A 22,779-nucleotide genomic window follows, 5' to 3' on the forward strand; every position below is an offset into this window, starting at 1 on the left:
TCGCACTGGCGGCGCAGGCGGTGGGCGTCGTGGCGGGCCGCCACCGGGGTGATCCACTGGCTGGTGCCGTCAGCGGCGGCGATACGGCCGTCGAGGGTGGCGGCGAGCTTCCACGTCACCATGGGGCGTCCGCGGGTCACGGCCAGGAGCCACGGGCGGTTGAGACGCGCGGCCTCCTGGGCGCACAGCCCACGCCGTACCCGCACGCCGGCGGCCTCCAGTGCCGCCGCGCCGCCTCCGGCCTGCTCGGTCGGGTCGTCCTGGGCGTAGATGACCTCGGCCACGCCGGCGTCGAGGAGCGCCTGGACGCACGGGCCGGTGCGGCCCTGGTGATTGCACGGCTCGAGGGTGACCAGGACGCTCGCTCCTCGGGCGGAGGCGCCTGTCGTGGCGAGGTTCGCCAGTGCGTCAACCTCGGCGTGGGCGGTGCCGGTACCACGGTGATGGCCCTCGGCGAGGACGTCGCCGTCGGCGGAGAGGATGACGCAGCCAACCCGGGGGTTGGGGCCGGGCGGGGCGTCGGGGGAGACCGCGGCCCGTAGGGCGCGCTGCATTGCGGCCGTCTGCACGGTGGTGAACGAGGTCATCCGGTCCTCTCCCTCGGGTGCGCTGGGGAGAGACACCGCCATGACGGAGTGCCGGGTGCACGGCACCAGGCGAGGCATGGTGTGTCCCGTGTGCGCTTCCCATCCGGACTCTCACCGTCGGTCCAGGAGTTCCACCTGGTCAGCCGGCCGCTGGATGCGACCGGGTCGCGGACTGTTACCGCCGGTTCGGACTTTCACCGACCCCAGAGCACACGAGCTCATCTCGTTGGGGAGAATGTACCGCGCGCGAGTGCGTTCAGTCACCTCTCCGCAGCTATGTGACCATCCACACCTCGGCGGGGTGTCCGGGTGCGGGCGCACCGCGGGAGGGTGGCCCGCACCGGGCCTCACTTCTTGCGGTACAGGGACTTGGTGGCGTAGACGGGCTCGTTGGTGACCTGCACGCCCAGGGCGCGGAAGATGCCCTCGTCCACCGGGCCCAGGATCGTGGAGGTGTGGACGTCGCAGCCCCGCAGCGTCTCGAGCTGGTCGAGGGCCTTGCGGGCGTTGTCGTCCCCGTTGGCGGACACGGCCAGGGCGATGAGCACCTCGTCGGTGTGCAGGCGCGGGTTGCGGCTGCCCAGCTCCTGTGTCTTGAGCCTCTGGATGGGTTCGATGGAGGCCGGGGCCAGCAGGTTGATGTGGTCATCGATCCCGGCCAGGAGCTTGAGGGCGTTGAGCAGCATCGCAGAGGAGCACCCCAGCAAGGCGGAGGTCTTGCCCGTCACGATGCGCCCGTCGGGCAGCTCGATCGCCGAGGCCGGCTCGCCGGTGGCCTCAGCCACCTCCAGCGCGGGCCGTACGACGGGGCGGTCCTCCTTGCTCACCCCCACCTTGGCCATGAGCAGCCCGATCCGCTGGGACTGGACGGGGACGATGACCTCGCGCTTCTCGGCAACCAGTGCCCGGTAGTAGCGGCGGATGATCTCCTGGCAGGCGGCCTGCCGGCAGGCCTCATCGTCGCTGATGCAGTTGCCGGCCATGTTGACGCCCATGTCCGTGGGGGAGGCGTAAGGTGAGGAGCCCAGGATCTCCTCGAACAGGCGGCTCAGGACCGGGAAGACCTCGACGTCGCGGTTGTAGTTGACGGTCTGGACGCCGTGGGCCGCCAGGTGGAAGGGGTCGATCATGTTGACGTCGTCGAGGTCGGCGGTGGCGGCCTCGTAGGCGATGTTGACCGGGTGGTCCAGGGGCAGGTTCCAGATCGGGAAGGTCTCGAACTTCGCGTAGCCCGAGGAGATGCCCCGCTGGTGGTCGTGGTAGATCTGGGACAGGCAGGTGGCCATCTTGCCGCTGCCAGGGCCGGGGGCGGTGACGACCACGAGGTCCCGTTTGGTCTCGATGTACTCGTTGCGCCCGTAGCCCTCCGCCGAGACGATGCGGGCGACGTCACCGGGGTAGCCGGGGATGGGGAAGTGACGGTAGACCGTGATGTCCAGCGCCTCCAGCTTGCGCTTGAAGTCGTGGGCCTGGCGGTTGTCATCAGTCCACTGGGTCACGACGACGCTGCCCACGTAGAGCCCGTAGCTGCGGAAGGCGTCGATGTGGCGCAGCAGGTCGTCCTCGTAGGGGATGCCCAGGTCCGCGCGGACCTTGTTTCGGGCGAGGTGCTTGGCGTTGACCGCCATGACGATCTCGACCTCGTCGGCCAGCTCGGCGAGCATGACGATCTTGTTGTCCGGGGTGAAGCCCGGCAGCACGCGCGAGGCGTGCATGTCGTCGATGAGCTTGCCGCCGAACTCCAGATAGAGCTTGCCGCCGAACTGGGCGCGGCGCTCCGCGATGTGGCTGGACTGCATCCGCAGGTACTTGTCGCGGTCGAATCCGATGCGCAATGGGCTCTCCTTGAAGCGGTCTGATGAACGGGTGGAGGGGGTGGAAAAAAGAGGAGGACGCCTCCCCGGAGGGAGGCGCCCTTCAGATGCTCACTGCTGCGGTGGCCTCAGAGGGAGGCGACGCGCTTGGCGAGCTTGGACTTGCGGTTGGCGGCCTGGTTCTTGTGGATGACGCCCTTGGAGACGGCCTTGTCCAGCTTGCGGGAGGCGGCCTTGAGGTGCTCGAGTGCGGCGTCCTTGTCACCGGCCTCGACGGCCTCGCGCACGCGGCGCACGTAGGTCTTGAGCTCGGACTTGACGGACTTGTTGCGCAGGCGGGCCTTCTCGTTGGTCTTGATGCGCTTGATCTGGGACTTGATGTTCGCCACGGTGAAACTTTCTCGCGTCTGATTGGTCGATGGCCGGAGAGAGGGTTCGCGCCACGGGCTGACATGAGGTGGTGGGGCACCTGGCTGACCCGGTCGCCGGACCCCGCAGCCGGCCAGGCCAGAGGTCCAGTAGGCGACTGTATCATTCAGGTTCCCCATGCCCCCAGGCGCGAAGCGGGGTCGAGGCGTGAGGTGCATCGCCCCATGAGCCTTCGCATCCTGGCGGCGCTGCGGAGGCGATCAGGAGTGGTGGTGGCGCAGGGCGGCCACGACGCCGTCAAAGACCTCACGCTTCATCGTGGCCCCCTCGCGGCGCACGGAGGCCGGCTCCACCAGGAGCAGACGGTCCAGGCGCACCTCACTGGGGCGGCCCTGACGGTCCCAGTCACCGGTGCCGACGTCGTACCAGAAACGACCCCAGCGCGCCTCCTGGGCGGCGTCGCGGTCGTGGTCCTTGCTCGTCATCTGGGCCACGACCAGACGGGTCTCATGGCGGGCCACGACCAGGACCGGCCGGTCCTTGCCCCGGGAGGGATCCTCCTCGAAGGGCACCCAGGCCCACACCACCTCGCCGGGGTCGGCCTCGCCGTCCGGGTCGGGGGAGTAGCTGAAGGCGGGCAGCCCCAGGGCGGAGACGTCGTAGACGCTGACGCCTCGCGACGAGGGGGCCGCCGACGACTTGGGAGCGCGGACCTGAGCAGGCTCAGCGGAACCGGATGGCGTGCTGCCGGACGTGCCGGACGGCGCCGAGGGCTTCTGGGCAAGTGCGTCGGAGGCGGCGTGCCCGAGCAGGGTGAGGATCCGGTTGAGAAGGCTGGCCATGGGCGCCACCCTACCGTCGGGCGGGATGGGGTGGCCGCCGCAGGCTCACGGCGGCAACCAGCACCACCGGTGGCCCCGCCCCGAAGCAGGAGGAGGACCACCGGTGGCGCCGGCGAATGCGCCGATGATGCGGTGCACCCGCAAGGCCCGCATCGTGAAGGTGCTAGTTCCCGGTGCGCGTCATGGGGGTGCAGAGCGTGTGGGTCCCGGCCTCGGTGCCGCCGTAGCTGCCGTCGACGTCGATCTGCATGGTCAGTCCCTGGGAGGGGTCCTGGGGGTCGCAGGTGCCCAGGGACTTCCAGGTGTCCTCGGTGACCGCCTCGGCGTTGACCTGGTAGGTGCTGGTGAAGGTCATCGTGGTTGACGAGTGGGCGTTCAGGGAGGCTCCGGTGCGCAATGACAAGGAGCCGTCATCCTGAAGGGCATAGCTGTCCGGGCCGACCCACCGCGGGGTACCGGTACCCGTGACGCTCTTGAGGGTGAAACCGGAGGGGATCCGGGGGCGCAGGACGATATCGGAGCTGCTCCCCCCGGCGTCGGTGTTGTTGGTGAAGGTGATGGTGTAGCCGACCTCGACCTCGTAGGTGCCGGTGGGGGCGGCCTCGACCAGGAGATCCGTGGGATGAGTCTCCACCTCAACCACCGGCCGGTCCTTGGTGTAGTCGCTGGAGAAGGTCTGTCCGCCGGTGGTCAGTGCGGCCGTGACCCGGTTGCGACCCACGACGCCGGTCAGGTCGACCTGGCAGGTGATCTCCTTGCCCTGGGGGACCTTCGCTGTACCGCTGGAGACCGTGAGGTTCTCGCTCGGTCCCGTGGCGGAGACGACCTTGCCGCCGAAAGCCGTCAGGTCGCAAGTCAGGGCGCCCACCTGGGCCTGCCCCCTGGACCTGACGGCGGAGATGGTGAAGTCGGACAGGGGCGTGGTGGAGTCGTTCCTTGCCGTCATGGTGAAGCGGGCGGCGTCCTTGGCGGCGCCGTCGACCGCGACCTCCTTGGCGGACACGGTGGCGTGAGCCTCGCTGGCAGCGGGCTTGTGTGCGCTGACAGTGGGCCGAAGAATCGCGTTGCGCGTGGAGACCTCGATGGTGGGGGTGACACGGTAGCTGCGCGCATCCGCACCGGGCGCCACCACCGTGGTCCCCAGATCCAGGTCGACGTAGCTGCTCTTGTCCCATTGGGTGTAGAAGTTGATCTCATAGGTCAGCTTCAGGTGCTCAGGAGTGCAGGACACAGTTTTGACCGAGCCGATGGACTCGTTCAGCAGCGGGTTGTACAGCTCAGAGATGGAACTCAGCTCGGACTCCGCTATCAACGCCGGGGGCTCACCCTCGCCCTTGTCGATGTAGAAGGAGCTCGTCCCGGCCACCTCGTCACCGTTCTGGGAAGGGCAGGACCAGGTCCACTGACCCGGCACGGAATCGGCCTCGATGGTGACGTTCGTGGAGCTCTTCGGGGCGATGGCCGATGGGATGCGGACCCTCCAGCTCAGGCAGCCCTCGGCATTGCCGGAGCCGTGGCAGCCGGCGCTGGCCGTGTGGTAGCGCCCCTCCACGGTGATGTCGGTATCAGCGGACGCCGGGGCGGCGACGGCAGCAGCGGCGATGAGAGGAAGAGCCAGGGCGATGCGCAGGAGGCGCCGCCACGGACGAGCGGGTGGGGAGGATGGGGAGTGCATGAGCACGCCTTTCGGTGAGGTGAATGGAGTTTTGGATTCCCGTTGTGGGAGAAAGTCATGTGAAGGTCGGATAGGTGAGGTACTCACCTATCCGACCTTCATCCAGTCGGGCTGATCGACCTGTGCTCGTGCTCAGTTCTTCGTGCGCGTCACGACGGTGCAGGCAGAGTAGGTGCCGGGCTCAACCCCGTCGCTGCCGACGACGTCGATCTGGGTGGTCAGTCCCTTGGAGGGGTCCTTGGGGTCGCAGGTGCCCAGGGACTTCCAGGTGTCCTCGGTGACCGCCTCGGCCTTGACCTCGTAGAAGGCGGTGAAGGTCATCGTGGTTGACGAGTGGGCGTACAGGGTGTCGCCCGTGGACAGGGGTATGGAGCCATCGGGCTGGAGCGCGTAGTCGTCCGGGCTGATCCACCACGGGACGCCACTGTCCAACACGTACATGAAGCTGAAGCCGGCCGGGATCGGGGGGTGCAGGACGATATTGGAGGTCTGTCCTACGGCGTCGGTGGTGTTGGTGAAGGTGACGGAGTAGCCGATCTCGACCTCGTAGGTGCCGGTGGGGGCGGCCTCCACGCTGCGATCAGTAGGCTGGACCTTCACCTCGCTGATGGGCCGGTCCTTGGTGTAGTCGCTGGAGAAGGACTGCTTGCCGGTGGTCAGTGCGGCCGTGACCCGGTTGCGACCCGTGATGCCGGTGAGGTCCACCTGGCAGGTGATCTCCTTGCCCTGAGGGACCTTCGCCGCTCCGCTGGAGACCGTGAGGTTCTCGGCCGGTCCTGTGGCGGAGACGACCTTGCCTCCGAAGGCGGTCAGGTCGCAGGTCAGAGCACCTACCTGTGCCTGTCCCCTGGTCCGGCCGGCGGAGATGGTGAAGTTGGACAGGGGTGTGGTGGAGTCGTTCCGCGCCGTCATGGTGAAGCGGGAGGTGTCCTTGGCGGCGCCGTCGACCGCGACCTCCTGGGTGGACACGGTGGCGTGAGCCGCACTGGCAGCGGGCTTGTGAGCCGTCGCGTTGGGCGTGAGAACCAGGCTGCCCGTGGAGGTCGTGATCTTCGGGCTGAAGGTGTAGCTGCGCGCGTCCGCGCCGGGAGCCACGACTGTGGTCCCCAGGTCCAGGTCGAGATAGGAGCTCTGGTCCCGGGCGGAGTCGAAGTCGACCTCGTAGGTCAGGCTCAGGTGCTCAGGAGTGCAGGAAGCGGCTGTGACCGAGCCGGCGCTGTCCCCGTGCTGGTTGTAGTAGAGATGGTCGAAGAAACCCAGGCCGGAGCCGGCCAGCTTCGATACGGGCTCGTCCTTGCCCCTGTCGATGTAGAAGGCACTGGTTCCGGCCACCCTGTCGCCGTCCGGAGAGGGACAGGACCAGGTCCACTGACCCGGCACGGAGTCGGCCTCAATAGTGATGGTGGCGGATGCGTTCGGGGCGACGGTCGAGGGGACTCGCACCCCCCAGCTCAGACAGCCGTCGGCACTGTCGGAGCCGTGGCAGCCGGTGCCGGCGGAATGATAGCGCCCCTCCACGGTGATACCGGTGTCCGGGGCGGCGGTTGGGACGGCTGCGCTCACCGGAGCGGCGACGGCGCCGACGGTGAGCAGAGGAAGAGCCAGGGCGATGCGCAGGAGGCGCCGCCACGGACGAGCGGGTGGGGAGGATGGGGAGTGCATGAGCACGCCTTTCACTGAAATGATCGGAAGGGAAGCCAATCGGTCCTTTAATATATCCCTGAACAGGGCGCTATGGAAATGGCGAAGTGCTTCTTCTACCGCGCTTCCCCGGCCTTCATGAAAGGAATAGACAAAGGTCGATCGCACCCAGCTTTCGGCGCAACCGACCTGTGTCGTTGTTCTTCGTGACTTGTCTGCCAGACCCCGCCCATCAGTGCGGGCGCGTGGCCTCCTTCATCGTGGCGGTGAACGTGACCAGGTCACTGCGCAGCGCCCCGAGCGCATAGTGGCGACGCTCCTCATGACCGCCTGCGCCGTTGCTGGCGGAGGTCGCCGCCACGATCTCGGGGGCGTAGCGCTCCACGATCTTGACCGTGGCCGATCCACTGATGGCGCCGTCGGCGCCGGCTGCGATGGCCTCGGCGACCTGCTCGGGCGTGGAGATGCCGAAGCCCAGCATCACCGGTGCAGCGGCGTCGGCCCGCAGACGCTCCACCGACTCGGCCAGGCCCACGGTCGAGGAGGCCCGCTCGGTGCCGGTCACCCCCACCCGGGAGACGGCGTAGACGTAGCCGCGCGAGGCCGCCGCCACCGCGTCCAAGGTCTCGGCCGCAGCCGACGGCGGGGCGATGTAGACGGCGTCGACACCGGCTTCCTGGGCGGCCCGGCTGAAGGCTGCCGACTCGCGGATCGGGACGTCGGGAAGCAGCACCGAGTCGATGCCGGCCTGCGCGCACTCGGCGTAAAAGCGCTCCAGGCCCATCGCGAAGGGCACGTTGCCATAGATGAGCATGCCGATAGGCAGCCACGGGTGGCGCCGGCGCACACGCTGAACCACCTCCAGGCAGTCCTGGAATCCCACACCCGCGGCCAGGGCCCGCACATGCGCCTTCTGGATCGTGGGACCGTCAGCGACCGGGTCGGTGAAGGGCACACCCAGCTCCAGCGCGTCGGCCCCGCCGGCGATGAGCGCCTCGATGACGGCCTCGCTGGTGTCCGCATCGGGGTCACCGACCATGACGAAGGGGACGAAGGCGCCCTCACCGCGCTCCTTGAGGGCGGCGAACATTGCAGGATAACGACTCATCTCAGAACTCCTCACCCAAGCCTGCGTTCAGGCTGGCGCCCCTGGCGGCGTTCAGGCCCGCGTACTCGGTGCGCTTGCCCATCTGCTCCACCATGCGCGAGGCCCTAGCCACGGCGCCGTCCGTGGAGAAGGAGCCCCCCAGCCTCGCCTGCACCTGGTCGAGATCCTTGTCCCCACGGCCCGACAGGCACACCAGCAGGATCGGGGGCTCCTCGCCGTCAGGCACCACCCGGGCCATTGCTAGGGCCTGAGCCAGAGCGTGGGCGGACTCCATGGCCGGGATGATCCCCTCGTGGCGCGACAGCAGCCGGAAGGCCTCGATCGCCTCGTCGTCACTGATGCCCACGTAGCGGGCCCGGCCGGTGTCCGACAACCAGGCGTGCTCGGGCCCCACGCCCGGGTAGTCCAGGCCCGCCGAGACCGAGAAGGACTCCTCGACCTGCCCCTCCGAGGTGCGCATGAGGTAGCTGCGCGCCCCGTGGAGGATCCCCACCAGCCCCTTGTTGATGGGGGCGCCGTGGCGGGGCGTGTCCAGCCCCTCACCGGCCGGCTCGACCCCGATGAGCTCGACCCCGGGGTCGTTGATGAACTCGGCGAACATTCCGATCGCGTTGGAGCCACCCCCCACGCAGGCGATGACCGAGTCCGGCAGCCGCCCCGTCAGCCCCAGGACCTGGGCGCGGGCCTCCCGGGAGATGACCCGGTGGTACTCGCGCACGATCGTGGGGAAGGGGTGCGGGCCGGCGGCCGTGCCCAGCAGGTAGTGGGTGTCGGCGAAGGAGGCCGTCCAGTCGCGCAGCGCCTCATTGACCGCGTCCTTGAGCGTACCCGCGCCACTGTCCACCGGGACCACCGTGGCACCCATGAGCTCCATGCGCTCGACATTGGGCGCCTGACGCACGACATCGGTGGCCCCCATGTAGATGGTGCAGTCCAGGCCCAGCAGGGCGCAGACCATGGCCGTGGCCGTCCCGTGCTGGCCGGCGCCGGTCTCGGCGATGATGCGCCGCTTACCCATCCGCTTGGCCAGGAGGGCCTGCCCCAGAACCTGGTTGCCCTTGTGGGCGCCTCCATGAACCAGGTCCTCTCGCTTGAGCAGGATGCGCGCGTTGCCCTCCAACGGCAGGTTGCGCAGCTCGGTGACAGCCGTGGGACGCCCCAGGTAGCGGGTCATGAGCGTCTCCAGCTCGGCGGCGAAGGCAGGATCGGCCTGGGCGTCGATGAAGGCGTCCTCGAGCTGGTCCAGCGCCGGAATGAGCAGCTCGGGTACGAACTGGCCCCCGTAGGGTCCGAAGAAGGCCGGCAGGCGCGGATGGTGCCCCGACCCCTGGCCGTCCCGGTCCAGGGCCGACGACGACGCACCCTCCCCTTCCGGCAGCGGCACCGCGGTGGCCAGCTCCCGGGCGGCCTCGGCCGGGTCCGGGGCCCCGGACAGGGACGAACCCACCAGGAGGGCGTCCACCAGGCCCGACAGACGCTGCACGTCGTCGGGAGCACCGACCCCCGACTCACCCACGAGGACCACCCCGGGCGGGGCCAGTGGGGCGAGCTCCTCAGTGCGCGCCAGGTCCGTCTCCAGGGTGCGCAGGTTGCGGTTGTTGATCCCGATGACCTCCGCCCCCAGAACCGAGGCGCGGTGCATCTCCTGTGGGGTCGAGACCTCCGTGAGCACCTCCATGCCCAGGCTGTGGGCCAGGTCGGCCAGCTCGCGGTAGACGTCGTCGGGCACCACCGAGAGCATGAGCAGGACCGCATCCGCCCCCAGGCTGCGGGCCGCCAGCACCTGGACCTCATCAACGATGAAGTCCTTGCACAGGACGGGCACGTCCACCACCTCGCGCACAGCCGCCAGGTCGTCGAAGGAGCCGTTGAAGCGGTCGGGCTCGGTGAGCACCGAGACCGCGGCCGCGTAAGGCGCGTACTGGGCGGCCAACGCGGCCGGGTCGTAGTCGGAGCGAATGGTGCCGCGTGAGGGCGAGGCCGCCTTGCACTCCATGATGAGAGCCGGCTGCGGGCTGAGCCCCTGGCCGCTGCGGGTACGCAGGGCCGCCGCGAAGGAGCGCTGCGAGCGCTCCAGGTCCTCGGCTCTCAGGTGCCCGAAACGGGCGCGCAGCTCATCAATGCGCTCGCGGCGCGCCTGGACGATCGAGTCCAGGACGGTGCCCGTGGCGATGAGACGCGCCTCGACCGGCTCACGGTGGGCGCGCTCGCCAGGGCCTGCACCATCGGGTGGCGCGGCGGGGACGGGGGCGGTGTCTGGGGTGGTCACGGCTCCTCCTCAGGCCGTCTCAGTGGCGAGGTCACTGGCTTTGGTCATGGACTCCAGGTGGCGGGCCACGCCGCCGGAAAGGATCTGCTCCAGGGCCGCCGCCGTGCCGTCGGCGAGGCTGTCGGCCCGGCCGGTGAGGTACAGCAGGGCGCCGGCATTGACGGCGATCGCGTCACGGTGGGCGGGCCGCCCCTCACCCGAGACGGCCTCACGCAGCAGGCGGGCGTTGTCGGCCGGCTCCCCACCCAGCAGGTCGGCCAGCTCGTAGGCGGGCACCCCCAGATCCTCAGGCGTGACCTCATAGGCCCGCACCCCATCGGGCGTCGCCTCACGCACAAGGGTCGGCCCGTGGACGGCGATCTCGTCCAGGCCCGAGCCGTGGGCCACGAGCGCGCGCTCGCGCCCCAGCTGGACCATGGCCTCAGCGATCATGTCCAGCATGCCCGGGTCCCACACGCCCATGAGCTGGAAGGTCAGGTGGGCCGGGTTCACCAGCGGCCCCAGGACATTGAAGATCGTGGGCGTGGCCAGCGCCTTGCGCACCGGGGCCACATGCCGCATCGCCGGGTGGTAGGCCTGGGCGAACAGGAAGGTGAAGTGGTCACGGGCCAACAGCTCGACCGCCGTGGCCGGCTCCACGTCCAGCGGCAGCCCCAGCTCGGCGATGACATCGGCCGCCCCCGTCTTGGAGGACACGGCCCGGTTGCCGTGCTTGGCCACCGCGACCCCCATCGAGGCGGCCACCAGGCCCGCCCCCGTGGAGATGTTGATCGTGCCCACGCCGTCGCCCCCGGTGCCCACGACGTCCACCAGCGGGAAGGACACCGACGGGAAGTCCCGGGCCACCTGACGGAAGGCGCTCGCGGCCCCGGCGACCTCCTGGGGCTCCTCACCGCGGGCGTGCAGCGCCGCCAGCAGCGCCGTCGTCTCCACCTCGGACAGGTCGCCGGCGCCCAGGGCCGCGAAGACCGTCGAGGCCTGCTCGCGGCTCAGGCGCCGCCCCTGAACCACCTCTCGCAGCAGCTCGTGCGCCTCCTGCGCCGTGGCAGCAGGCGCGGCCTGCGCAGCGGCCGGGGCCGCACTGTTGGTCTGACTCATCGGTCTGTAGCTCCTTATGCGGGTGGTTGAGGCTGGTCGAGCGCCCGGGGGTGATTCTGCCCGAACGGTGGCTCCGACGTCGGCATCTGCGGGCCGACGGGGCGGTGCGTGGCTCAGGGGATCCGGGCCAGGCCAGTGGTGACGGCCTTGAGCAGGGCCGGGCCCTGCGGGGTGAGGATCGACTCGGGGTGGAACTGCAGCCCGACCGCGGGCAGCGACCGGTGCCGGGCCGCCATGACGATGCCTCCGCTTGCGTCCTCATCCGCCTGGGTGGTCCGGGCCAGACTGACGAGTGCCTCGGGCAGTGTGCGCGTACCCAGGGAGTGGTAGCGGGCCACGTCCAGGGGACCGCCGTCGAGCACCGCGAAGGCCTCGTCCGCGCGCCCCGCCTCAGTGACCTCGAGGCGGTCGGAGCGGCCGTGGACCGGGCCGACCGGGGCGACTCGCCCGCCGCAGGCCTCGACCAGGGCCTGAAACCCCAGGCAGATGCCCAGCGTGGGAATCGCCTCATCCAGGGCGGTGGCGATGAGCTCCATGAGGCAGCCCGACGTCGCCGGATAGCCCGGCCCCGGGGACAGGCACAGGACCGGACGCCGCCCTGCCTGCTGCTCGGCCGCGGTGGGCTCCAGGGCGGAGAGCACCCGGGAGGCCGGCACGTTGTTGCGGTAGACTTCGATCTGGGAGCCGAGGGTCGCGAACTGGTCAACGAGGTTGTAGACGAAGGAGTCGCGGTTGTCGAGCAGAACCACTCGAGCCGGTGCCGATGCCTCGGCAACACTACGGGCGTCCTGCGCGGTGCTCTGGCTGCTGGTGAGGGGCATCATGGCTCAGGCCTCCTTGTCGGTCCGGCTGCCGGTCCAGCTGCCGGTGCGGTCAATGACGAGGGTGGCGCCCTGCGCGGCGGCGACCGCCTCCAGGACGGCGCGGGCCTTGTGAACGGTCTCGGCGGCCTCAGCGGCCGGGGAGGAGGCCGCCACGACACCGGCCCCGGCCTGGACCAGGGCGGTACCGGCGGAGACGAAACCGGAGCGGATGACGATGCAGGTATCCAACTCGCCGTCACCGCGGATGTACCCCACCGAGCCCCCGTAGGAGCCGCGACGCACGCCCTCGGCCTGGCGAATGAGCTCGGCGGCCCGCAGCTTGGGGGCCCCGGTGAGGGTGCCCATCGTCATGGAGGCGCGGAAGGCGTCCAAGGCGTCCAGGTCCTCGGCCAGCTCGCCGGAGACCTCGGATACCAGGTGCATCACCCGGCTGTAGCGGTCCACGCGCAGGAGGTCCTGGACACTGCGGGTACCCGGACGGCTGACCCGGGCGACGTCGTTGCGGGCCAGGTCCACGAGCATGACGTGCTCGGCGACTTCCTTGGCGTCGGTGCGCAGCTCCAGCTCCAGGCGGGTGTCGCGCTCGTGGTCCACCGAGCCGTCGGCGTGCAGCCCGCGCGGCCGGGTCCCGGCGATGGGGCGGATGGCGACCCGGCCGCTGCGCACCGAGTACAGCAGCGCCGACTCCGGGGAGGCACCGAAGAGCTCGAAGTCCGGGGCGGCCAGGTAGAACATGTACGGGCTGGGGTTGGCGTGGCGCAGCACGTGGTAGGCGGCCAGCGCATCAGGGCAGTCAATGGTGAAGCCGCGCGCGGGCACCACCTGGTAGACGTCGCCGTCGGCGATGTAACCGCGCATCTCCTCCACGACCGCCTCGAAGTCGGCGTCGGAGGTGGTGGGCACCGCGTGCAGGACACGGGAGCCGGGGGAGACGACGCCACCGGCCGGGGCCGGTGCCTCAACGGCTGTGTCGGCAGCTGCGTGCGCTGCGTCGGCAGTGTCGGCTGAGTCCTCAAGCCCGTCGATGGCGGCGGCCAACGCCTCCATACGCCGCTCCAGGTCGGCGACGTCGACCGAGGCCCCCACCAGGGTCGCCTCCCGCGTGGGGTGGTCGACGACCAGGATGATGCGCGCGTCGTAGAAGAGGTAGTCGGGGCAGGTGTTGGCGCCCTGGGCCACCTCGGGCAGGGATTCGAAGGTGGACAGGTAGTCGAAGGCGAAGGCCCCCGCCTCCAGCGGCAGGTGGGGGTGGTCGACCTCGGCCCGGGCCAGGAGGCGCAGCGGCTCGATCGTGGACAGGGCGGTGAGTCGCTCACGCTCCTCGATGGTCGGGTCGTCGTCGCAGATCGTGGGCAGGGTCAGAGTCAACCGGCCGGGGGAGCGGTCGGTGACGTACTCGGCCAGCCCCTCCTCAAGACGCGCCAGAGCCGCCAGACCATCGGCCCCGGGGGCTCCTGCGTCAACGGCGTCCAGCGCCTCAGCCATCACGGTCCCGCCCCAGCAGGTCAGCCTGGTCGAGGCCTCCAGGACGGCGACCGTGGTACGCGAGGCCTTGGTGGTGATGTCGGCGCTCTCCAGCAGGACGCAGTCCACCGGCCGCACGGAGCCCTCGTCGGCCGAGCCCGCGGTGGTGCGCAGCAGACCGGAGCGAGTCAGCTGCTCCAGCAGGGCGCCGCCGTCGGCGTGGTAGCGCACCGAGCGCGTCAGCACAGTCGGCGAGGCAGCTGACGGTGCGGCCGCGGGGGCAGTGTCTGGCACGGAGTCTGGCACGGTGGGTGACATGGGGCCTCTTTCCTGAGATCGGGGTTCAGGCGGGCCTCTCACTCATACGTCGGGCGGGCCCGCGGTGAGCGAGCCGGAAGGTCCTAACGCGTCAGGATGATGGCGGCTCGCCTCGAGGGGAGCCACCACCACTGGCGGTCACGGAACGCTGTCATGGCACCGAGGGTAGAACGAGGTCGTGACGTGACCAAATCGTCGGCCGGGGATGAGACGCCTGCCCGCACCGGTCGTGTGGCGTACACAGGCGTCGGTGCGGCTCAGGAGGTCATCCGTGTCAGTTGCCCAGGCGGAGAGTTCTCCCACCGGAGGTGGCGCTGGGCCTGGCGCTTGGCCTGGCGCTGGGCTTGCTGCTGGGTTTGGCGCTCTTGCTGCCCGCTTCGGCGACGGCGGAGGCTGCGTTGACAATGCCGGCGCCGCAGGACTTTCGGTCGCACTTGGTCATGGGGGTGGCCGTGTTCTGCAAGATGGTGACGACCTCCGCGGTCTTCAGATCGGGGTTGGCGGCCAGCATCAGCGCGATGGTCCCGGAGACGTGGGGAGCCGCCTGACTGGTGCCTATCATGAAGGAGTAAGCGGGGGCCTGTGGGGCTGTCGACGACTCGTCGGTCGTGGACAGGATCTTGGGGCTGGTCTTGCTGGCCTCTCCACCGGGGGCGGAGATCTCGACGGTGTCACCGTAGTTCGAGAAGGACGAGCGGGTCCCGGTGCTCGTGGTGGCACCGACGGTGATGACGTTCTCGCAGCTGGCAGGATTGACGTTACCGGCGTCCTCATCACTGTTGCCGGCGGCGGCGACGATGATCGAGCCGCGTGTGACAGCGGAATCGATTGTCTTCTGCAGGAAGCGTGTGCACGCGCCAGGGCCGCCCAGGCTCATATTGATGACCTGGGCACGGTTCTTGTTGACCGGTGCGCCGTTGACCTTGCCACCAGAGGCCCAGGTGATGGCGTCGACGAGGTTGGCGCCGTCGGAGCCGCAGCGGCCCAGGAAGCGGATGGGCACGATCTTGGCGTCCGGGGCGACACCTGCGACACCATCGCCGTTGTTCGTGCGCGCGGCGATGGTGCCGGCTACATGGGAACCGTGCCAGGTCGACTGCTGGCCCTTGTCCCGGTGCTTGCTGCCTGCGTCATGGGCGGAGCACTCACCCGGTTCGGACCAGTCCCCCTCATCGGAGGGATCGGCGTCGTAGCCGTCGTTGTCACGGGCGCTCTCGGCGTCGGAGATGAAGTCGTAGCCCGGCAGGAGCTGGCCCTTGAGGTCCGGGTGGTCGGTCAGGATGCCGGAGTCGATGACGGCGACCGTGACGCCCTTGCCGGTGGACTGCGACCAGGCGTTGGTGGCGTTGATTCCGTAGGAGCCCGAGGTCATGTCCCACTGCTCGGAGAAGTAGGGGTCGTTGGGGACATTGCTGTCCTGGGCGGAGGTGTCGCCCAGGGCGGTGACGTGAATATCGGGCTCGACGGCCTCAATGCCGTCGGCGGCCTCGAGCGTGGAGATGAACTCCTTGACCTGATCCACGGTGAGCTTGCCACTCAGCTTCACGGCCGCTGTGCTCATGGCGTGAGCGGTCACGCTCTCCAGCTTGACCGAGAACTTTCCCGCGGCGGCGGTCAGCGCCTCCTTGTCCTTGGCGGGCAGGGAGTTGAGGACGTTCTCGCCGTAGGCCTTCGCGGAGGCGATGACCTTGCCCGCCGCCGAGTTCTCGGCGTAAGAGATGATGAAGCGGTCACTGGGCTCGGTGACCTTCGCCTCGTTGCCGTGGGCGGAGGTCGATGCCGCGGCGGTGGCCTTGTGTCCGCCGAGGACTCCGGCGCGAACCAGGCCGACGGCGATGAGACAGATCACCGCGACGGAGGCGACGCTGATGAGCAGGACACGTTTTCTGCTGAGGGTCATGGTCATGGTGGGGAGGCTTTCGGTAGGGACGTCTCGGGACAGGGAGTGCTCAGGCATCCGGAATGCGACGATTCTGGCATGAGACGGCGGAAAAGTCCCAACGGTGAGTGTGGGGAGGCCTCCCCAACGGGCTGTGCGGACAGAGCTGTCAGAGCTGCCCGGGTCAGACGCGCTCGCTGCGTCTGCCGTCCTGGCCTTAGTGCATGACCCGACTGCGACGAGCCGCCACGTAGCGGCGCAACGACGTGCGGCCTCACCTCACACTGCGGGTTGGCCCGGCGGGCTGGGGTGGTGGGCCGCCGTCGTGGGAGACTTGGTCCAGACCCATGCCGGATATGAGGAAGAGCCAGGAACCGATCTCCGTGTCACCGATCCCCACACCAGAGCAGATGACCAGCGTCCAGCCCGCCGCCACCGAGCAGGCCCGGCTGCGCAACTTCTGCATCATCGCGCACATCGACCACGGCAAGTCCACCCTGGCCGACCGCATGCTCCAGGCCACCGGCGTCGTCCAGCCCCGCGACATGCGCGCCCAGTACCTGGACCGCATGGACATCGAGCGTGAGCGCGGCATCACCATCAAGTCCCAGGCCGTGCGCATGCCCTGGGCCATCGAGGGCGACGACGGCGTCACGCGCGCCTATGCCCTCAACATGATCGACACCCCCGGGCACGTCGACTTCTCCTACGAGGTCAACCGCTCCCTGGCCGCCTGCGAGGGCGCGGTCCTCCTGGTCGACGCCGCCCAGGGTATTCAGGCCCAGACCCTGGCCAACCTCTACATGGCCATCGAGGGGGACCTGACCATCATCCCGGTCCTCAACAAGATCGACCTGCCCGCCGCCGAGCCGGAGAAGCATGCCGAGGAGATCGCCTCCCTCATCGGCTGCGACGTCGACGACGTCCTCAAGGTCTCCGGCAAGACCGGGCAGGGCGTGCCCGAGCTGCTCGACCGGATCGTCGAGACCGTCCCGCCCCCGCACGGCGACCCCGAGGCCCCGGCCCGCGCCATGATCTTCGACTCCGTCTATGACACCTACCGCGGCGTGGTCACCTACGTGCGCGTCGTCGACGGCGCCCTCAAGCCCCGAGAGCGCATCGAGATGCTCTCCACCAAGGCCGTCCACGACCTGCTGGAGATCGGCGTCATCAGCCCCGAGCCCACACCGTCGGCCGGTTTGGGGGCCGGCGAGGTCGGTTACCTCATCACCGGGGTCAAGGACGTGCGCCAGTCCAAGGTCGGTGACACGGTCACCTCCGCGGCGGCCCCGGCCGACGAGCCGCTGTCGGGTTATCAGGACCCCAAGCCTATGGTCTTCTCCGGCCTGTTCCCGGTGGACGGCTCGGACTTCCCGGCCCTGCGCGACGCCCTGGACAAGCTCAAGCTCAACGACGCCGCCCTGACCTACGAGCCGGAGACCTCCGTGGCCCTGGGCTTCGGCTTCCGCTGCGGCTACCTGGGCCTGCTGCACCTGGAGATCATCCGCGAGCGCCTGGAGCGCGAGTTCAACCTGGATATCATTTCCACCGCCCCCTCCGTGGTCTACGAGGTGACCATGGAGGACCGCACCACGCACACGGTCACCAACCCCAGCGAGTTCCCCGAGGGCAAGGTCGCTGCCGTCTCCGAGCCGGTGGTGCGGGCCACGATCCTGACCCCCAGCGAGTTCGTGGGCACGGTCATGGAGCTGTGCCAGTCGCGTCGCGGCACCATGCAGGGCATGGACTACCTCTCCGAGTCCCGCGTGGAGATGCACTACGTGCTGCCGCTGGCGGAGATCGTCTTCGACTTCTTCGACGCCCTGAAGTCGCGCACCCGCGGTTACGCCTCCCTGGACTACGAGGCGGACGGCTCCCAGGACGCCAACCTGGTCAAGGTCGATATCCTGCTCAACGGGGACAAGGTGGACGCTTTCAGCGCCATCGTCCACCGCGACTCGGCCTACTCCTACGGTGTCATGATGACCAAGCGTCTCAAGGATCTCATCCCGCGCCAGCAGTTCGAGGTTCCCGTGCAGGCGGCCATCGGCACTCGCGTCATCGCCCGCGAGACCATCCGGGCCCTGCGCAAGGACATGCTCGCCAAGTGCTACGGCGGTGACATCACCCGTAAGCGCAAGCTGCTGGAGAAGCAGAAGGAGGGCAAGAAGCGCATGAAGGCCATCGGCCGGGTCGAGGTGCCCCAGGAGGCCTTCATTGCGGCCCTCGGTGCGGACACGCCCACCGGGGCCAAGCCGGGCAAGTAGCGCAGCCGCGGGCACGAACAGGACCGAGCAGGACCAGGACGGCGCCTGCGGACGACGGAAGGACGGCTGTGAACATGAGTGACACGAGTAGGCAGACCACGGTTGACACTGCCCTGACCGACGACGGCTCCGGGCTGGTCCTGACCCGGGAGCTGGCCCGGGTGCTGGGCGAGCCCCATGCCGGCGCGGACGGGCGCCACAACGATGAGCCATCACCGTTCCACGACGGCGACCTGGTGGGAACCGTCAGCGCGGTGTGCACCGTCAAGGGGCTGCGGCCAGACGCCGGAGCGGCGGGCGTCTCGGCGATCCACAAGGGTGCCGTCAACGGTCCGGTTGAGGTGAGCCGCACCGGGATCGTCACCGACAAGCACGGGGACCGTGCCCACCACGGGGGCAGTGACAAGGCCCTCTACGCCATGAGCGCCGCCGAGCAACGCCACTGGTCCGAGGTCCTGGGCGGTATTGAGCCGGGGCGGCTGGGGGAGAACCTCCTCATCGAGGGGGACATTGACGACATGGAGATCGGCGCGATCCTGTCCATCGGTGACCCGAGCAACGCAGGACTGCGGGTCAGGGTGACCGGTGTGCGCAACCCGTGCGCCACCTTCGCCCGAGGTGTGGGGCGCGCGGACTGGGTGGAGGTCTTCTCGGCGCGCAACCGGGTGGGCGTCTACCTGTCGGTGCTCACCGAGGGGACGGTGCAGGCCGGTGACGAGGTGCGTGTGGTCTCCTCCCCGGGCCACCGGGTCACCTGTCGGCGCTGGTTCGCCCACCACGACCCGCGCGACGCTCAGGCGCTGCTCAACTCCGAGATCTTCGGCAACTGCCTCATCGCGCCCTTCACCAAGAAGTACGTGCGCGCCGCCGCCCACGAGCGGGTCGGTTGACGGCGCGCCGCCCAGCGCCCGAAGGCGCCAGGCAGACGGTTTCGAGACCTCACAGAAGTAAAGGACGCAAGGCTTCGTATGGCTCAGCACCACCCTCCTCGCTCCCACGCCATCCACTCCAGGGTGCGCTCCTTCTCGCGCGCCGGCGGCAGGCTGCGCCCCGCCCAGGCCGAGGCCCTGGCCAAGCTCGGTCCCCGCTACGTGGTCGATGTGCCGCGGGCCGACGCCGTGCGCACCGTGTCCCCGAGCTTCCGCCTGGATCCGGAGAAGGTCTTCGGGCACGTGGGGCAGGTGCGGCCGCTGATCGTCGAGGTCGGCTCGGGCAGTGGTGAGGCGCTCCTGGCCCATGCCGCCGCCCACCCGGGGGCTGACTACCTGGCGGTGGAGGTCTGGGAGACCGCCATCGCACGGTTGGTGACCTCGATCCACCGTCAGGGCCTGCACAACGTGCGCGTTGTCCCCGCCGACGCCTCCCAGCTGCTGGCCACGGCCCTGCCGGTGTCCTGCGCCAGCGAGGTGTGGGTCTTCTTCCCCGACCCCTGGCGCAAGCCCCGCCACCGCAAGCGCCGCCTGGTGACCACGGCCTTCGCTGACTCGGTTGCCCGGGTGCTGCGTCCCGGCGGGGTGTGGCGCCTGGCCACCGACTGGGCGGACTACGCCTGGCAGATGCGTGACGTCATCGAGGACGTGGCGGCGCTGCCCACCGGCCTGCGTCCGGACACCACCCTGCCCTACTTCCGGCACGACGACGCCGGCGCCCGCCCCGACCTGGGGGCCGAGACCGCCGAGGAGGACAGCCTGGGCAACGGCCTGGACCCGGGATCCCCGGCGGGGGTGCGCGGCGGGTGGTCGCCCCGTTACGAGGGACGGGTCATGACCCGCTTCGAGCAGCGGGGCCTGGATGCCGGGCGCACAATCCGCGACCTGACCGCAGTGCGCACCGAGGTGGCCTGGATCCCCGAGCGGGGCGCCTCCATGCTGGACCGCCTCGAGGCCGAGGGGCAGGCCTGGAACCACCTGGAGTCCCAGCCCTGGCGGCTGCGCGAGGGGCGCGGTGACGGCCTGCTGCATCCGGCGGACCGGCTGTGACTGATGTCCCCAGGTTGCCCCGCCGCGCCTGGCTCATGGTCATCGTCGCCGGCTTCCTCGGGTTCTGCGCGGTTCTGCGGGCACCGGTCGGCGTCATCCCGCCCCTGCTGACGCGCCTGGGCCAGGACCTGGGGATGGGGGAGGTGGCGCGCGGCGCACTGACCTCCGTGCCGATCCTGTGCTTCGGGCTGCTCACCCCGCTGGCCTCGACCGTGGTGCGTCGCCTCGGCATCAACACTGCGGGCCTGCTCACCCTGGGTATGGCTCTGGTCGGGGCACTGCTGCGCTCGGCCGGCACCACCTGGGCGGCCTTCGCCGGAACCGTCATCATCGGGGCGGGGCTGACGGTGGGCAACCTGGTCGCGCCCATGGTCATCGGCCGCGACTTCTGGCACCGCACCTCACTCATGACGGGTCTGTACTCCTCGACCTGCAACGTCATCGTCACCGCGGCCACCGCCCTGGCCGTGCCGCTGGCCCTTGTCATCGGCTGGCAGGGCTCGGCCGCCGCCTGGACCGCGATCCCGGTGCTGCTGGCCGGGGCCCTGTGGCTGTGGGTCTTCCCGCCCGGCAGCAAGGCGCCCCGGCGGAGCCTGCGAGAGCGGTCGGGCATGACCTCCTGGGTGACGGAGCGCTCCCTGGCCCGTCCGACGTCGTCGGCCGGCGCCGCTGTCTGGAGACGCCCCCTGACCTGGGTGATGGCGGCCGCCTTCGCGGCCCAGACCTTCTCCTACTACGCGATCTCGGGTTGGCTGCCCACGGCCCTGGTTGACGAGCTCTCCATGAGCGAGTCCGCTGCGGGAGTGGCCGCCTCCGTGTTCTCCCTGCTGGGAATCGTGGGGCCCCTGCTGGTCCCGGTCATGTTCGAGGCACTGCGGTGGCCGGCCAGCAGGGTCCTCGGCGTCATCTGCGCCTGCTGGCTCATGCTGCCGGTCTGCCTGACGATGGTCCCCGGCTACTGGCTGGTGCCCTGCATGCTCTCCGGCATTGCACAGGGCGCCTTCTTCGCCGCCCTGTTCACCCTGGTCCTCTGCCACTCGGAGTCGGTTGATGAGAACCGCCAAACCACCGCGATCATCCAGACGACGGGCTACTGCCTGGCCGCCGTCGGCCCCGTGGTGATGGGCTGGGTCCATGAGCGCAGCGGCGGCTGGGTGGCCCCTTTCTCCATGGTCGTGGGGGTGCTCGTGCTCATGACCATGTGCGCCCAGGTCGCGGCCCACGCGAGCGACTCCGCCGGCAGGCCCGAGCCGTCCATCCCCGCCGGCGTCCTGCGGGGCGACGACGAGCGGGCCGAGCGAGGCGGCGAGCAGTGAGCCCGGCCCAGCCGGTGGGTGAGTCCCTGCCGGGAATGGGGGAGCTGCCAGCGCAGGTGGCCGCGCCCGCTCCGGGCGGGGGGCAGCGCCCGCTCTCGGTGTATCTGCACGTGCCCTACTGCCGGGTGCGTTGCGGTTACTGCGACTTCAACACCTACACGAACCTGACCATGGGGCAGGGCGCCTCGGCCGAGGACTTCGTGGGAACCCTCGCCGGCGAGCTGCGCGCCGCCCGCCGCGCCATGGACGACGCGGGCCTGCCGGCGCGCGCCGCCCAGACCGTCTTCGTGGGCGGAGGAACCCCCACCATGCTGCCCGCCGCCGACCTGGTGGGCATGCTGGAGCTGGTACGCGAGTGCTTCGGGCTCGCGGCCGACGCGGAGGTGACCACGGAGGCCAACCCGGACTCCGTGGACGAGGCCGGCCTGGCAGCCCTGGCCGAAGGCGGTTTCACCCGGGTCTCCTTCGGGATGCAGTCGGCGGTGCCCCACGTGCTGAAGGTTCTGGAGCGCACCCACGAGCCCTCCCGGGTGCCCCGCGTGGTGGAGTGGGCGCGGAGGGCGGGCCTGAGCACCTCCCTGGATCTCATCTACGGGGCGCCGGGGGAGTCCGCCGAGGACTGGCAGCGCTCCCTGGACGCGGTGACCCTCATCGGCCCGGACCATGTGAGCGCCTACGCCCTGGTCATTGAGGAGGGCACTCGCATGTGGGGGCAGGTCCGCCGCGGAGAGCTCCCGATGCCCGAGGACGACGACGAGGCCACCAAGTACGAGATGGCCGACGCCGCCCTGGGACAGGCCGGCTACGAGTGCTACGAGATCTCCAACTGGGCGCGGCCCGGCGCCGAGTGCCGCCACAACCAGGCTTACTGGCTCGACTGGGACTGGTGGGGCGCCGGGCCCGGAGCCCACTCCCACCTGGGCGACGTGCGCCTGTGGAACACCAAGCACCCGGTCGCCTGGGCCGGGCAGATCGCCACCGGTCACCTGCCCGTGGCCGGGCACGAGGTCATCGACGTGGGTTCCCGCGAGCTGGAGCGGATCATGCTGGGTATCCGGCTGCGTGAGGGCATCGAGCTGGCGAGCCTCGGGAACCGGCCGGACTGCCCCTCAGCGGAGCGCCCTGATGCGGGCCGAGCCACCCCGCCGCACCTGGTACCCGTTGTGGCCGGCCTCGTCGCCGATGGGCTCCTCGACGCCGCTGCGGCCCTGCGGGGCCGGGCGGTCCTCACCCTGCGCGGCCGTCTCATGGCCGACACCGTCACCCGCGCCCTGACCCAGTGAGCCTGTCAAGCGGCGACTTCTGGCTGCACGTCATTGACGGCATCCT

General features: G+C 69.8%; 17 protein-coding genes and 1 riboswitch. Of the genes, 5 read left to right on the top strand and 12 right to left on the bottom strand.

The window, feature by feature from the left end; genetic code table 11:
- From ribD to BKH20_RS14930, 12 genes are all read right to left on the bottom strand, one after another.
- A partial coding sequence (gene ribD, locus BKH20_RS09480; RefSeq protein ID WP_256693122.1) for a bifunctional diaminohydroxyphosphoribosylaminopyrimidine deaminase/5-amino-6-(5-phosphoribosylamino)uracil reductase RibD occupies positions 1–587 on the bottom strand: 587 nt, incomplete at its 3' end.
- Between the two features lie 86 nt (positions 588–673).
- Positions 674–803: riboswitch (FMN riboswitch) on the bottom strand.
- Between the two features lie 131 nt (positions 804–934).
- A complete protein-coding gene (locus tag BKH20_RS09485) occupies positions 935–2,422 on the bottom strand; it encodes a DUF1846 domain-containing protein (protein WP_075390853.1) in 1,488 nt (495 codons plus the stop codon).
- Positions 2,423–2,529: 107 nt separating this feature from the next.
- The gene (gene rpsT, locus BKH20_RS09490; protein ID WP_009396927.1) at positions 2,530–2,790 is read right to left on the bottom strand and encodes a 30S ribosomal protein S20; all 261 of its coding nucleotides are present in this window, start codon (positions 2,788–2,790) and stop codon (positions 2,530–2,532) included.
- 240 nt (positions 2,791–3,030) lie between these two features.
- Complete coding sequence (locus BKH20_RS09495; RefSeq protein WP_075390854.1) at positions 3,031–3,612, bottom strand: type II toxin-antitoxin system PemK/MazF family toxin; 582 nt, start codon at positions 3,610–3,612, stop codon at positions 3,031–3,033.
- A gap of 163 nt (positions 3,613–3,775) precedes the next feature.
- Positions 3,776–5,287 carry a hypothetical protein gene (locus tag BKH20_RS09500; protein ID WP_075390855.1) on the bottom strand — a complete coding sequence of 504 codons (1,512 nt, stop codon included), beginning with the start codon at positions 5,285–5,287 and terminating at the stop codon, positions 3,776–3,778.
- A gap of 132 nt (positions 5,288–5,419) precedes the next feature.
- Positions 5,420–6,949, bottom strand: coding sequence for a hypothetical protein (locus BKH20_RS09505; protein ID WP_075390877.1), 1,530 nt, complete (start codon positions 6,947–6,949; stop codon positions 5,420–5,422).
- A 211-nt stretch (positions 6,950–7,160) separates the two neighbouring features.
- Positions 7,161–8,036, bottom strand: coding sequence for a tryptophan synthase subunit alpha (gene trpA / locus BKH20_RS09510; RefSeq protein WP_075390856.1), 876 nt, complete (start codon positions 8,034–8,036; stop codon positions 7,161–7,163).
- Between the two features lies 1 nt (position 8,037).
- On the bottom strand, positions 8,038–10,305 hold the full coding sequence (gene trpB, locus BKH20_RS09515) for a tryptophan synthase subunit beta (RefSeq protein WP_075390857.1): 2,268 nt from the start codon (positions 10,303–10,305) through the stop codon (positions 8,038–8,040).
- Positions 10,306–10,314: 9 nt separating this feature from the next.
- Positions 10,315–11,403, bottom strand: a complete 1,089-nt coding sequence (gene trpD / locus BKH20_RS09520) for an anthranilate phosphoribosyltransferase (protein ID WP_075390858.1) — start codon at positions 11,401–11,403, stop codon at positions 10,315–10,317.
- Positions 11,404–11,516: 113 nt separating this feature from the next.
- Positions 11,517–12,224: an anthranilate synthase component II gene (locus BKH20_RS09525; RefSeq protein ID WP_081381675.1), complete on the bottom strand. Its 708-nt coding sequence runs from the start codon at positions 12,222–12,224 to the stop codon at positions 11,517–11,519.
- A gap of 6 nt (positions 12,225–12,230) precedes the next feature.
- A complete protein-coding gene (locus tag BKH20_RS09530) occupies positions 12,231–14,009 on the bottom strand; it encodes an anthranilate synthase component 1 (protein WP_075390859.1) in 1,779 nt (592 codons plus the stop codon).
- A gap of 274 nt (positions 14,010–14,283) precedes the next feature.
- Positions 14,284–15,909 (bottom strand): S8 family peptidase, encoded by a 1,626-nt coding sequence (locus BKH20_RS14930; RefSeq protein WP_075390860.1) that lies wholly within the window; start codon positions 15,907–15,909, stop codon positions 14,284–14,286.
- Between the two features lie 362 nt (positions 15,910–16,271).
- On the opposite strand from BKH20_RS14930, the gene lepA reads away from it, so the two are divergent.
- The 5 genes from lepA to hemW all read left to right on the top strand — a co-directional run bounded on the left by lepA (position 16,272) and on the right by hemW (position 22,733).
- Complete coding sequence (gene lepA / locus BKH20_RS09540) at positions 16,272–18,155, top strand: translation elongation factor 4 (RefSeq protein ID WP_276565257.1); 1,884 nt, start codon at positions 16,272–16,274, stop codon at positions 18,153–18,155.
- A 74-nt stretch (positions 18,156–18,229) separates the two neighbouring features.
- Positions 18,230–19,045, top strand: coding sequence for an MOSC domain-containing protein (locus BKH20_RS09545; protein ID WP_075390879.1), 816 nt, complete (start codon positions 18,230–18,232; stop codon positions 19,043–19,045).
- A gap of 78 nt (positions 19,046–19,123) precedes the next feature.
- Positions 19,124–20,134, top strand: coding sequence for a tRNA (guanosine(46)-N7)-methyltransferase TrmB (gene trmB / locus BKH20_RS09550; RefSeq protein WP_075390862.1), 1,011 nt, complete (start codon positions 19,124–19,126; stop codon positions 20,132–20,134).
- A gap of 35 nt (positions 20,135–20,169) precedes the next feature.
- Positions 20,170–21,450, top strand: a complete 1,281-nt coding sequence (locus BKH20_RS09555; protein WP_430793393.1) for a CynX/NimT family MFS transporter — start codon at positions 20,170–20,172, stop codon at positions 21,448–21,450.
- A 35-nt stretch (positions 21,451–21,485) separates the two neighbouring features.
- Complete coding sequence (gene hemW / locus BKH20_RS09560; protein ID WP_075390880.1) at positions 21,486–22,733, top strand: radical SAM family heme chaperone HemW; 1,248 nt, start codon at positions 21,486–21,488, stop codon at positions 22,731–22,733.
- Positions 22,734–22,779: the final 46 nt, after the last annotated feature.

It is taken from the genome of Actinomyces oris (assembly GCF_001937445.1).
Lineage (GTDB): Bacteria > Actinomycetota > Actinomycetes > Actinomycetales > Actinomycetaceae > Actinomyces > Actinomyces acetigenes.

What these genes read in the sequence shown, in the direction of transcription:
- BKH20_RS09495 (WP_075390854.1), bottom strand. Translation starts at nt 3,612, where the DNA reads ATGGCCAGCCTTCTCAACCGGATCCTCACCCTGCTCGGGCACGCCGCC.
- BKH20_RS09500 (WP_075390855.1), bottom strand. Translation starts at nt 5,287, where the DNA reads ATGCACTCCCCATCCTCCCCACCCGCTCGTCCGTGGCGGCGCCTCCTG.
- BKH20_RS09525 (WP_081381675.1), bottom strand. Translation starts at nt 12,224, where the DNA reads ATGCCCCTCACCAGCAGCCAGAGCACCGCGCAGGACGCCCGTAGTGTT.
- BKH20_RS09545 (WP_075390879.1), top strand. Translation starts at nt 18,230, where the DNA reads ATGAGTGACACGAGTAGGCAGACCACGGTTGACACTGCCCTGACCGAC.
- BKH20_RS14930 (WP_075390860.1), bottom strand. Translation starts at nt 15,909, where the DNA reads ATGACCCTCAGCAGAAAACGTGTCCTGCTCATCAGCGTCGCCTCCGTC.
- BKH20_RS09505 (WP_075390877.1), bottom strand. Translation starts at nt 6,949, where the DNA reads ATGCACTCCCCATCCTCCCCACCCGCTCGTCCGTGGCGGCGCCTCCTG.
- BKH20_RS09530 (WP_075390859.1), bottom strand. Translation starts at nt 14,009, where the DNA reads ATGTCACCCACCGTGCCAGACTCCGTGCCAGACACTGCCCCCGCGGCC.
- trpD (WP_075390858.1), bottom strand. Translation starts at nt 11,403, where the DNA reads ATGAGTCAGACCAACAGTGCGGCCCCGGCCGCTGCGCAGGCCGCGCCT.
- BKH20_RS09555 (WP_430793393.1), top strand. Translation starts at nt 20,170, where the DNA reads ATGGTCATCGTCGCCGGCTTCCTCGGGTTCTGCGCGGTTCTGCGGGCA.
- hemW (WP_075390880.1), top strand. Translation starts at nt 21,486, where the DNA reads ATGGGGGAGCTGCCAGCGCAGGTGGCCGCGCCCGCTCCGGGCGGGGGG.
- trpA (WP_075390856.1), bottom strand. Translation starts at nt 8,036, where the DNA reads ATGAGTCGTTATCCTGCAATGTTCGCCGCCCTCAAGGAGCGCGGTGAG.
- trmB (WP_075390862.1), top strand. Translation starts at nt 19,124, where the DNA reads ATGGCTCAGCACCACCCTCCTCGCTCCCACGCCATCCACTCCAGGGTG.